The sequence below is a fragment of the Sphingobium limneticum genome (assembly GCF_008710155.1).
In the GTDB taxonomy this organism is placed as follows: Bacteria; Pseudomonadota; Alphaproteobacteria; order Sphingomonadales; family Sphingomonadaceae; genus Sphingobium; species Sphingobium limneticum.
Genome location: NZ_VYPZ01000030.1, coordinates 31,171 through 42,782 on the forward strand (window position 1 = coordinate 31,171; position 11,612 = coordinate 42,782).

The 11,612-nt window shown below is 64.8% G+C and carries 12 protein-coding genes; 3 read left to right on the forward strand and 9 right to left on the reverse strand.

Translation table 11 applies throughout. The features are described from left to right. Positions 1–4 precede the first annotated feature (4 nt). Positions 5–709 carry a PepSY domain-containing protein gene (locus F4U94_RS20795; RefSeq protein WP_004213138.1) on the forward strand — a complete coding sequence of 235 codons (705 nt, stop codon included), beginning with the start codon at positions 5–7 and terminating at the stop codon, positions 707–709. Beyond that, complete coding sequence (locus F4U94_RS20800) at positions 706–1,440, forward strand: PepSY domain-containing protein (protein ID WP_004213137.1); 735 nt, start codon at positions 706–708, stop codon at positions 1,438–1,440. The genes F4U94_RS20795 and F4U94_RS20800 overlap by 4 nt, the downstream gene beginning before the upstream one ends. 3 nt (positions 1,441–1,443) lie before the next feature. On the opposite strand, the gene hutC is transcribed toward F4U94_RS20800, so the two are convergent. From hutC to F4U94_RS24820, 9 genes are all read right to left on the reverse strand, one after another. Further along, positions 1,444–2,184, reverse strand: coding sequence for a histidine utilization transcriptional repressor HutC (gene hutC / locus F4U94_RS20805; RefSeq protein WP_004213136.1), 741 nt, complete (start codon positions 2,182–2,184; stop codon positions 1,444–1,446). A 140-nt stretch (positions 2,185–2,324) separates the two neighbouring features. Continuing rightward, entirely contained in the window at positions 2,325–2,762 is a 438-nt protein-coding gene (locus F4U94_RS20810; protein ID WP_004213035.1) for a DUF411 domain-containing protein, read from the reverse strand. Between the two features lie 68 nt (positions 2,763–2,830). Continuing rightward, on the reverse strand, positions 2,831–4,072 hold the full coding sequence (locus F4U94_RS20815; RefSeq protein WP_047100336.1) for an MFS transporter: 1,242 nt from the start codon (positions 4,070–4,072) through the stop codon (positions 2,831–2,833). After that, positions 4,066–5,052 carry a copper resistance protein B gene (locus F4U94_RS20820; protein ID WP_202594732.1) on the reverse strand — a complete coding sequence of 329 codons (987 nt, stop codon included), beginning with the start codon at positions 5,050–5,052 and terminating at the stop codon, positions 4,066–4,068. The genes F4U94_RS20815 and F4U94_RS20820 overlap by 7 nt, the downstream gene beginning before the upstream one ends. Then, on the reverse strand, positions 5,049–6,755 hold the full coding sequence (locus F4U94_RS20825; RefSeq protein ID WP_015449263.1) for a copper resistance system multicopper oxidase: 1,707 nt from the start codon (positions 6,753–6,755) through the stop codon (positions 5,049–5,051). Before F4U94_RS20825 ends, F4U94_RS20820 begins: the two co-directional genes overlap by 4 nt. 25 nt (positions 6,756–6,780) lie before the next feature. After that, positions 6,781–7,806, reverse strand: a complete 1,026-nt coding sequence (gene adhP, locus F4U94_RS20830) for an alcohol dehydrogenase AdhP (protein WP_037479749.1) — start codon at positions 7,804–7,806, stop codon at positions 6,781–6,783. Between the two features lie 26 nt (positions 7,807–7,832). Beyond that, positions 7,833–9,353, reverse strand: coding sequence for an aldehyde dehydrogenase family protein (locus F4U94_RS20835; protein ID WP_015449264.1), 1,521 nt, complete (start codon positions 9,351–9,353; stop codon positions 7,833–7,835). A 252-nt stretch (positions 9,354–9,605) separates the two neighbouring features. Next, positions 9,606–9,935: a hypothetical protein gene (locus tag F4U94_RS20840; protein ID WP_004212674.1), complete on the reverse strand. Its 330-nt coding sequence runs from the start codon at positions 9,933–9,935 to the stop codon at positions 9,606–9,608. Between the two features lie 147 nt (positions 9,936–10,082). After that, positions 10,083–10,484, reverse strand: a complete 402-nt coding sequence (locus F4U94_RS24820; protein WP_015449265.1) for a hypothetical protein — start codon at positions 10,482–10,484, stop codon at positions 10,083–10,085. Between the two features lie 398 nt (positions 10,485–10,882). Here F4U94_RS24820 and F4U94_RS24825 point away from each other — a divergent pair, with 398 nt between their 5' ends. After that, entirely contained in the window at positions 10,883–11,104 is a 222-nt protein-coding gene (locus F4U94_RS24825; RefSeq protein ID WP_037479748.1) for a hypothetical protein, read from the forward strand. Positions 11,105–11,612: the final 508 nt, after the last annotated feature.

The following is an 11,612-nucleotide window of genomic DNA, read 5'->3' on the forward strand; positions in this document are numbered from 1 at the left end:
GCACATGGCAATTCGCTGGCCTTTGGTCATCCGCCGGACGCACAAGTGGCTGGCCCTGATCGTCGGCGTCCAGGTTCTGCTCTGGACGCTGACCGGCTTCTATATGGTGGCCGTCCATATCGACATCATCCATGGCGACGATCTGGTCCGCCCACCGGTCGTCGCCCCCATCGACCTTGCGAGCTTCGTCCCGCCGGCGCGGATTGTTCAATCGGCTCCCGACGCGTCCGAGATCCGCCTGCAACGGTTCATGGATCAGCCCGTCTGGCGCGCGCAAACCCCGGGTGGTCCAAGACTCTTCGATGCAGGTTCGGGACAGCCCATCCCCGATTTGAGCGAGGCACAAATCCGCGCCGCCGCTCGGCGCATCTACAGCGGCACCGGGGACATCGTCGCAGCCCGGCTGCTGACGACGGCGCCACTGGAAATGCAGGCGCGCAAGCCTCCCTATTGGCAGGTCGAATTCGATGCCTGGAACCGGCCAACCCTGTATCTCTCTCCGCAGACCGGTGAGCTGATCTCGCGCCGCCATGCGCTGTGGCGCGTGTTCGATTTCGCGTGGATGCTGCACATCATGGACTATGACGATCGCTCCGACGTCAACAATCCGCTGCTGCGCGTGGCGACCTGGAGTGCCCTTGCCATGGCGCTGGCCGGGGCTTGGCTGCTGCTTTGGTCGTTCCCGCGGCGCAGGAAGAAGAAGGCATGAAGAAAATCCGGTTCACCCCGCTCTTTTTTCGGCGCATCCACAAATGGGTCGGCCTGATCCTGGGCGTGCAGTTTCTCCTTTGGGCTCTGAGCGGCTCGATGATGGCCTTGCTCGATCAGGAGAAGGTCGGCGGACACAGTGCGCAGGCCAGCCATCAGCACGCCCTACCTGCCGGTGACTATATTGCGCCGGCAAAGCTCGCTCTTGATGGTCCCGTGCTCGGCATCGCCTTGCGGTCCCTTGCCACACGCCCCGTCTACGAGCTTCGATCCACCACGGGCACGCGGCTAATCGACGCGACGAGCGGCGCCCCGGTTCGGGTCGACGAGCAGGTCGCGCGCGACGTCGCGACGATGGTGAATGAAGCACCGATCCGCAAGGCAACGTTGCTCGCCGAACCGAATGTGGAAGCGCGCGAGCACGAAGGCACCATGTGGCGACTGGATTTCGCGGACGCAGAGAACAGCAGCGCCTACATCTCCGCCGACACCGGCCGATTCCTGGTCATGCGCGGCGACACATGGCGCACCTGGGATTTCTTCTGGATGCTCCACAATATGGACTATGTGAACCGCACCAGCTTCAATCACCCGCTGATCGTCTTCGTTGCGTTCGGTACTTTGTGGCTGTCGGGGACGGGCTTCTACCTGCTGTTTAAGAGCTTCAGTCGCGCCGACGTGCGATGGTTGCGGCGCAGGCGCAAATCGGCCGTCAAGTTGGGCGCGGGCTGATCGCTAGGTCCCAACAGAAAAAGCCGCCGATAGCTCGAACCGATTGCCCGGGTGCGTGAGCCAAGCGTGCGATACGAGACGTCCGCGACTCCAGGTTCTGCGCGTCATCATTAGCACTGGTTCTCCTTCAGCGAGGCCCAGCATTGTTCGCATGGCTGTATCCGGCATCGCCGCGCACACCCGGTGCTCTACTCGCTCGAGCGGGGCAACACGTGTCAGATATTCATTCGGCGTCGAGGCGCTGAAATCCCTCTCTCCGTAGCGTGGCGCAGCAGATGCCAGCACAAAGCGCTCCTCGACCTGAATTGGGAATTCGGTCTCGTGATGGACGATAAGCGAATGGAAGAGGCGCGTGCCCAAGCCGACTTCCAGCAGAGCTGCCCTTTCCGCATCAGCCCGTATCTCGATATTATAAATGACGCGCGCGCGATAGGCGTGGCCCCTGCCGCGCACCTCCTCCGCGATGTTGCGGATCTCGATCAGCTGCCCGATCGGCCGGGGCTCGGCGACAAAGCTGCCCCGCCCCGCCCGCCGTACCACGACACCGGCCGATTGCAGTTCCCGCAACGCCCGGTTTGCGGTCATGCGCGAGACTTTGAACGTCTCGACGAGCTCGGCCTCTGACGGCGTCTGGTCGCCGGGCTTCAGGCGACCTTCCCGGATGTCCTCGAAAATGCTGTCTTTGATCGCCACATAGCGAGGTTGCTTCTCCGCACCGGCAGCGTCGACCGCGGGTTCGCCCACAGAAGCAGCTTTCGCCCGGGGAGCGGATGCGCGGCTATGGGGGCGAGCGGGAGCATGCATCAAATGACTATACAGGTGGGGGCGAGCAAGTCCCAGTCATTCAAACAGGAAATCACCAGCGAGAGCCGAGGCGTGCGTGATCAATGCCGCGCGAAGACCTTCTGGCCCGAACTGCCGAACGACACCACCGCATAGGGTTGGCGGGCGGCGCCTGCCACTTCCATGCCCTCCGAGCCGATCGGCATCCCCGCCACCGCAATGCCTCTGACGCCTACGGGACGGGTTGCCAGCAGGCGCTTGATATCGGCGACCGGGACATGGCCCTCGATCAGATAGCCATCAACCATCGCGCTGTGGCAGGATGCCAGCGTGCCCGGCATGCCGGCCCTCCGCTGAAGCGCCCCGCGCGACGCATCGTCGCGCATGACGACCGTGCGGCCCAGCTTCGCGCGAAGCGCCTGGGCCCACTTCTCACAGCATCCACAACCCGGGTCCCGGTGGACGACGACATCATTCGCCGCAAGCGCTGCGCCGGGCAGGGCGAGGAACAGCAAGGCGGCAGAAAGACGGGTCTTCATGAACGGCTCCCGGAAGCATGCGATAGGGTTCCTAATGATCTATACGCATTGATGCCCCCTACCCCTCATCACGCTGAAGATTTCACGATGGCGCGCGGCCTCCAGGCGAGCGGCAAGGACACAAGCAGCGTCAGCGACAGACCACCAATCCCCCACAAGACTAAGTGCTGCGCCCCGGGAGCGACGACGGCGATCGCCAGCGGCGCGAGCGCCTGCCCGATGCTGGCGGCGGAATGCTGGAGACCGAGCTTCAGACCCGAAGGGGCTGCCGCACCGCTGATCCAGAAGCTGGTGACCAATCGAAGGGTTGCCGAGCTCCAGCCGGCAGCAACGATGATCCCACTGAGTTCGGCCATGCTCGCGGCGACAGGGAACAGGAAGAGCGCCGCAGCCAGCAGGCCGAGCGTCAGCCCCGCAAGCCGCCTCGGCATGGTCACCAGCCAATCGAGCCTCGCATGGAAGATCTGTGCTGCCAGCATGCCCAATCCGCAGAGACTGAGCATCCAGGCGATCTCTTCGCGGCTCAGCGAAATGACGCTCCGCGTCACCAGGAGATTGACATGCATCGCCGCCAGCCCGCCGCCCGCGACGATCGTGACGAAAAGCAGGATCAGCGTCGCGCCGAGCGTCGGCGCGGGCAGGTCTCCGCCATCGATGCAAGGTGCACACCAGCGCGGCAGACGCACGGCGCAAAGCGCCGCCCCGACGGCACCGATGCCGAAAGCGAGGATCATGAGGGGAGCGCGGGGCAGGATCGCGGCCGAGACCTCCGCCACCAGCGGACCGGCGAGATCGCCCAGAAACAAGAAGGCGGTCAGCCAGGTGAAGCGCCGCGCCTGGTCCGCGCGCTCGTTTGCGGCAAAGCTCGCGCAGAGCAAGCCCAACGGTATGATGGCGGCCGACGCCATCCCCGCCACCAGGCGCAATGCATAAAGCTCAGGCAGCCCGACGAGGCCGATCGGCGCGGTCACCAGGGCGAGGATGACCAGCGCTGCGCGCAACATCGCCCGATAGTCGACCCGGTCCGCGATCCAGCCCCAGAGCGGCGCCGCCAGCAAGGCTGCCAGGGGATGGACCGCGGTCAGGCTCGCGACATGAAAATCATGAGCGCTTGACGATAGCGCGCCACGAGCCGGGTCGACCAGTGCCGGAAGGAAGGCGAGAATGGCCGTCTGTCCCGCCGACGCCGCAGCCGCCGCGAGCAACAAGACGAAAAAGGAGGCCGGCCAGCGACCGTTGGCTTGCGATCCAGCCTTGTCACGCGGCGCGTTCGCGGTCGACCCCTCGAGTGGCCATCCGCGGATCACCACCAGGCGCGCAAGCCGATCACCAGCCTGTGTTCGGAAGGCCCTTCCCCGCGCAGGCGACGGAAATCGGCCGTGCCGTCAAATGCGCGCTCCCAGACGAAGCCGATATAGGGCGCGAACTTGCGCGACACCTCGTAGCGCAACCGTCCGCTCAGCTCGACATTGCTGAAGCCGCTGCCGAGCTGCCGATCGCTCGACCGCTTCGAATAGATATTGGTCTCCACCTGCGGCGTAAGGATCAACCGATTGGTGAACAGGACCTCATAGGAGGCCTTGGCGCGCGCCGCGAGACGCCCATCGGTTCCTACATAGCCGGTGAGCTGGACGTCGAACCAATAAGGCGCCAGTCCCTCGACGCCGGCGGCCAGCCATGTCGTCGCGCCCTTGCCGAGATCCTGCCTGACCCCGAGCAGCGTGCCCCAGAACGGGTTCTTGCTGTGCCACCACAGCGCCTCGACGCTGCTCTCCGGATCGAGACGTTGGTCGCGGGAGTTCTTGAGGCCCTGGCTGCGCAGCCAGAGCTTGTCATTGTCCTGACCCTTGGTGACGAGCACGGTCCAACCCACGCCCTGACCCTCGTTGCCGCTGGCGAATTCGAGCTCATCGACAAGTATCTTGGGGATCGAGAGCTTGTCGGCCATCTCATAGCCCGGCAGCGTCGAGTTGCGATAGCCGTCGGCATAATCGTCCGAGTTGCGCGCGTCCGGCGGGGCCTTGCCACCCTGCATCGAGCCCATCTCCATCGTGGCGCCGTTACCGGACGCCTTCGTGTCGGTCATATCCATGCCCGGCATGTCCATGCCCGCATGGTCCTGAGAGCCTTGCGCGGAAGGGGTGTGCTGAGCGGGAGTGGCCGTTTGGGCAGGGGTGGCGGCGGGCGACGGGGGCGAGGCATCCTGCGCGAGGGCGGGAGCCGTGATCGCCGGCGCCAGGAAGAGGGCAGCGCCAAGAGCGATGCCGCGCGAGGGGAAAATCCGGATCATGCGACCACCACCTCCCGGAACATGCCGGCCGCCATGTGATAGAGCAGATGGCAGTGGAAGGCCCATCGGCCCATGGCGTCGGCGGTGACGCGGAAGCTCACCCGCTGGGCGGGCTGGACCACGACCGTATGCTTGCGGACCTGGAAGGCGCCGTCCGGGCCTTCGACATCGCTCCACATGCCGTGCAGATGCATCGGATGCGCCATCATCGTGTCGTTGACGAAGGTGACGCGCAGCCGCTCGTTTGGCTTGAAATGAAGCGGCCTGGAATCGTTGAGCTTGATGCCGTCGAGCGACCAGATGAACCGTTCCATATTGCCCGTCAGATGCAGCTCAATGTCGCGCTCGGGCTCGCGCGGGTCGGGATCGCCGCCCGGCGTGCGCAGATCGGCCAGCGTCAGCACGCGCCAGCCGCGCCCGCGCAGCCCGGCGCCGGGATCGTCGAGATTGGTGCGCGGATAGTCGACGCGCATGTCGGTATTGGCGCCATATTCGGTGCGGGCGTGCCGTGCCCTGGCCGGCATCTCGGTCATGCCGTGCCCGGCATGCGCGTCGCCTCCCATTGCGCCCATCGTCGCCATCGCGCCCATCATGTCGACCGGCTCGAGCCAGGTCCGGGCATCGAGCGGCGGCACGGCTGCCGCCATGCCCGGGGCCGGTGCGATCGTGCCACGCGCATAGCCGCTCCGATCGATCGCCTGCGCGAAGATGGTGCGGGCGCCGCCCTCGGGCATGGTGAACTCGACGTCGTAGGTCTCGCCCGGGCCGATCCGGAATTCCTCGACCGTGACCGGCTCGACCGGCTGCCCGTCGGTCGATACGACCGTCAGCTCGACCCCGGGGATCCGCACGTCGAAGAACGTCGCCGTCCCCGCGCCGACGAAGCGCAGGCGCACGCGCTCGCCGGGCGCGGCGATACCGGTCCAGTTGCCGGCGGGCGGCGCGCCGTTCATCAGATAGGTGTAGGTCGCGGCAGAGACATCGCTGTAGTCGGTCGGGTTCATCCGCGAGCTGTTCCACATCCGCCGCCGCTCGAGCGCCTTGCCCAAGCCCATGGTGCCGACATCCTTGAGGAAATCGCCGGCGGTCGGCTGCGCAAAATTATAGTAGCTGCTCTGCTTCTTGAGATTGAGGAAGATCTGCAACGGCGGCTCGTCCGACCAGTCGCTGAGCACGATGCAATAGTCGCGATCGGGCGCCCGCGCCGTCGGCACCTGTTTTGGCTCCACGATGATCGCTCCATAGAGTCCCGTCTGCTCGGCGAGCGTGTGAGCGTGATACCAGTAGGTTCCGCTCTGGCGGACCTCGAAGCGATAGGTGAAGGTCTCGCCCGGCGCGATGCCGGCAAAGCTGATGCCGGGCACGCCGTCCATCTCCGCCGGCACGATGATGCCGTGCCAATGGATGCTCGACATCTCCTTGAGGCCGTTGCGTACGCGCAGCGTGACCGTGTCGCCTTCGCGCAGGCGCAGGACCGGCGCGGGCACGCTGCCGTTCACGGCGGTCGCGATACGGCGTTTGCCGGTGAAGTTGACCGGCAGCTCGGCGATCTCGAGGTCGAACTCGGTCCCGCTCAGCTCAGCGGGCAAGGTTGGTGCGGATCGCGCGAGAAGCGCCGGGGCGAAACCGGCGACCGCGCCGCCGATCGCCAGCCCCTGGACGAAACGGCGCCGCGCGATCGGCCGGATATGTAAGGGAGACATGAACTGTACTTTCGCGAAGTCGGCTTCAGGCGAGGTCGAGGACGATCCGGCCCTCGATGTCGCCATGATGCATGCGGGAGAAGACGTCGTTGATGTTCTCGAGCCTGTCCGCATGGACCGTGGCCTTGACCTTGCCCTCGCCGGCGAACGCCAGTGCCTCGAGCAGATCGAGCCGCGTGCCAACGATCGAGCCTCGCACGGTAATGCCGTTCAGCACGGTGTCGAAGATCGACAACGGGAAGTCGCCCGGCGGCAGGCCGTTGAGCGCGACCGTGCCGCCGCGCCGGACCATGCCGAGCGCCTGCTGGAACGCCTTGGGCGAAACGGCGGTCACCAGCGCCCCGTGCGCGCCGCCAATGGCTTTCTTGAGCGCTGCCGAAGGGTCCTCGTTGCGCGCGTTGACCGTCAGTGTGGCGCCAAGGCGTGTAGCGAGGTCGAGCTTGCTATCGTCGATGTCGACCGCGGCCACATTGAGACCCATGGCTCGGGCATATTGCACCGCCATGTGGCCGAGCCCGCCAATGCCGGAGACGACCACCCACTCGCCGGGTCGGGCCTCGGTGGCCTTCAATCCCTTGTAGACGGTGACGCCCGCGCAGAGGATCGGCGCAATGTCGAGGAAGTCGACATTGTCGGGAAGGTGACCAACATAGTTGGGATCGGCGAGGACATATTCGGCAAAGCTGCCATTGACCGAATAGCCGGTGTTCTGCTGTTCGTGGCAAAGCGTCTCCCAGCCACCCAGGCAATGCACGCAGTGCCCGCAGGCGGTGTAGAGCCAGGGCACGCCGACCCGGTCGCCTTCCTTCACATGGGTGACGCCCGCACCGACGGCGGCGACATGCCCGACGCCTTCATGGCCGGGAATGAAGGGCGGGTTGGGCTTGACCGGCCAGTCTCCTTCTGCCGCGTGCAGGTCGGTATGGCACACGCCGGTTGCCGCAATCTTGACCAGGATCTGCCCGGGGCCGACCGTCGGGATCGGCGCCTCCTCGATGACCAGGGGCTTGCCGAATTCGCGGACGACCGCCGCCTTCATGGTTTTCGCCATGTCCGTTTCTCCTTTTAAGCGGGGGGTCAGAATAGGCCGAGCGCGTGCTCGTCATAGGAGACGAGCAGATTCTTGGTCTGCTGATAATGATCGAGCATCATCCGGTGGTTTTCACGCCCGAAGCCCGATGCCTTGTATCCGCCGAAGGCGGCATGGGCGGGGTACTGATGATAGCAGTTGGTCCAGACCCGCCCGGCCTCGATCGCGCGGCCGAGCCGGTAGGCGGTGTTGCCGCTCCGGGTCCAGACGCCCGCGCCAAGACCGTAGGCGGTGTCATTGGCAAGTGCGATCGCCTCCTCGACCGTCTTGAACGTGGTGACCGACAGGACGGGACCGAAGATCTCCTCCTGGAAGATGCGCATGTGGTTCTGACCCACGAACACGGTCGGCTGCACGAAATAGCCCTGGTCGAGCGCACCGCCCGGCAGCGCCCTGGCGCCACCGACCAGACACTGCGCGCCCTCGGCCTTGCCGATATCGATATAGCCCAGGATCTTGTGGAGCTGGTCCTCCGACGCCTGCGCGCCGACCTGGACCGACGGGTCGAGCGGATCGCCCTGGCGGATCGCGGCGACGCGCGCCACGGCGCGCTCGATGAAGCGGTCGAAGATCGACTCATGGATCAGGGCGCGCGACGGGCAGGTACAGACCTCGCCCTTGTTGAAGGCGAACAAAGTAAAGCCTTCGAGCGCCTTGTCGAAGAAGGCATCGTCCTCGTCGAGCACGTCCGCCATGAAGATGTTGGGCGACTTGCCGCCAAGCTCCATCGTCTGGGGGATCAGATGGTCCGCCGCGGCGTGCATGATCTGCTTGCCGGTGACGGTCTCGCCGGTGAACGAGACCTTGGCGATGCGCGGATTGGCGGCGATCGCCTGGCCAACGGTCCGTCCCGGGCCGGTAACGACATTGAGCACGCCGGGCGGCAGGATGTCGGCGGTGAGCTCGGCGAACATCAGCAAGGTGAGCGGCGTCTGGGATGCGGGTTTGATGACGGTGCAGTTGCCCGCCGCCAGCGCCGGGGCGATCTTCCACGCCGCCATCAGCAGCGGGAAGTTCCACGGGATGATCTGGCCGACGACGCCGAGCGGCTCGCGGAAATGATAGGCGATGGTGTCCGCATCGATCGTCGAGATGCCGCCTTCCTCCGCCCGGATGCAGCCGGCGAAGTAGCGGAAATGGTCGATCGCGAGCGGCACGTCGGCAGCGCGCGTCTCGCGGATCGGCTTGCCATTGTCGATCGTCTCGGCAAGTGCCAGCAACTCCAGATTGTCCTCGAGCCGGTCGGCGACGCGATTGAGAATCCTGGCGCGTTCGGCGGGCGCGATCCTTGCCCATTGATCCTTGGCGGCGTGCGCCGCATCGAGCGCGCGCTCGACATCTTCCGGCGTCGACAGCGCGAACTCTGCGATCTGGGCGCCATTGATCGGGCTCGTGTCGGCGAAATACTCGCCGCCCGCAGGAGCGCTCCAGCGGCCTCCGATGAAATTATCATAGCGGTGTCGGAAGGAGGCCGCCGCGTTAATGGTCCCGATCGCCTTCTCGAACATAACCTGACTCCATCTCTATCGATGGCCTGACGGAGTAATCTCTTTGCCCGGGTGGCCTATAAGTAAGTTCCGCAGAAGGTAGTCTGGTATCGGGGTCGCGGGCTTGAGGGTCAGACACGCCAACAGAGCCGATGACTATTCATCGACTCCCGAACCTATTCGCGCACGCCTGATCGGAATTATGCCGAGACAGGCGTTACTCGGCCGAGTCTTCTTTTGGCGAGGGCGGCGCTTGGCATTCCAATTCTGGCGTTACGCCCGGACGCGCTTTAGGCTCACCCAATCGCCTTTCTGAAGCGTCCCGTCCCTCACGCGGAAATGAGCATAATGGTCGTCGAAAATCTGGTCGACTTCGACATGACCGACAAGACGGCGGTGGCGCGGCGTTGCGTGATAGACTTCGAGTATCTGCCCGATGTGCGCGCCATCGGCCTTACCCAGGCAGGCCACTGTGCCGCCCGCATCCATACGGACGATCTTGCCGCGCATGAACAAGCTATGGCCGATACCCTGTGCGAGGAGCGGCGTGCTGCCAAAGAGCAGAAAGCCAACAGCAGCACCGACGCCAAGATGTTTTCGCATCGCTGTTTCCTCTGTCAAGTCAGACGCTCGGACCCGGTTTTGAAAGCTGGGAGCACGGGGCGACGCTGGGCATCGTCAAAGAACTGGCCCGCCGCGGGGGAACGGCGGGCCCTCAGCCCCTGGGGTCTGTTCTCGGGGCTGGAAACCTCACATGTCGCTCATCGGCTTGTCGGCCATGGGCTTGGCGGTCTTCTTCTTCGCCGCCGGCTTGGCCTTCTTCATCGGCATCTTGCAGCAGCCACTCTTCGCCTTACCGGCCATGCCCGAGCCGTTCGATGCAGGCGAGCCGCCGGACATGCCGGCCATCCCCGACATGCCCTGTTGATCCTGCTGGGCCGGTTGCCCCTGCTGCTTCTGCGCGCCGGCCTGATGATCCTTCATCATCTGATCGTGCATCTGCTGCCCGCCATGATCCATGCCCTGCTGGTGGGCATGGGCCGGCGCAGCCTGCGCGGGCGCGGGCGTCGACTGGGCGAGAGCGGTGCCGGCGGCGAAGGTTAGCGTCGCGAAGAGGCTGACGGGCGCCGCGAGAAATGTCGTCTGTCGCATTGAGGGTCTCCGAGTGTTCTTCCTGTTGCCCGATCGACGTTCCGATCCCGGCAATTCCGAAGCTTCAATGCTGCTAGCGAGACGCAGTCTGTATACGTAACTTACGAATCCGCTTTTGATCGCGACAAGCATGCGCGGGATCGTGCGGGGTGGACCATGGTCCAAGGTCAAGCCAATTCATGATCCCGCTTGATGGCGGCCGGCAGCGAAGTGCAAAAACCAATTGGCCCGCCGTGGGAGAACGGCGGGCCAAAGCTGCGGTTGAACCAGGCCACGGTCGTTGGCCACCCCGCCTCGTGGTCGGAGCTGGCTTAATTGCAGGGTCAGCAACCGCCCCGCGACCTATGCAACATGCGGGAGGCTCCGTCCTGGGTCCCCATCTCCCGCGTAGCGATCCGATGGTCCTGCATCATCTCACCGGGCATCCGCACTTCGCGGTGTCGCATGCCTTGCATCTGGGCCGTGTCGGACCGAGCCGGCGCCGGCTTCGCCTTGAGCGTCTGTTCAAGGTCGGGCATGCCCGGCGGCATCCCATCGGCGAGAACTGGCCCGGCGCCGACGGCAAGGACGCCAAAGGCTGCGAGCGAAGCGATAATCGCTGCTTTCTTGCGCAAATATGATTCCTTCAAGTCTGAGTTTCAGTTCGACCGGACACATGCCCGGTCGATTCTCGCTCCCCAGGGAGCTTGCCGTTGAGATGGTATCGGCCTGGAGGTGGCAGTATACGTAATTTGCGAAGCTGGCGGTCAGCCTGCAATGTCAGCTTTAGTTCGGCTACTAGCAAAAGCTGGGCGCGGATGACCGAAGACGGCGGCCATCAAAGCCTCCGCCTAGCCCGAGCACTGGAAAGCGACGCCGCCTGCTGCAGTGGCGAACAGCGAAACGTAAATCGCACGCCGCTTTTGCTTCGGCGCGATCGTGGCAAGGCCCACCGCCGAACCAGCCACTCGGACTGGCCCAGGCTAAATTGTCGGAATAGACGCTCGCTCGGATCGGTGCCGGGTCGTGTCCCGGCGCGTGGTGTAGGTTTTGAGGGTAGCGAAGCTGACCGGACGCGCGCTCATCGATAAAGCGCTGTAGCGGCCGGTCAGTTTCGCGGGTGGTCACCGGCGAACTTCGGATAAGTTT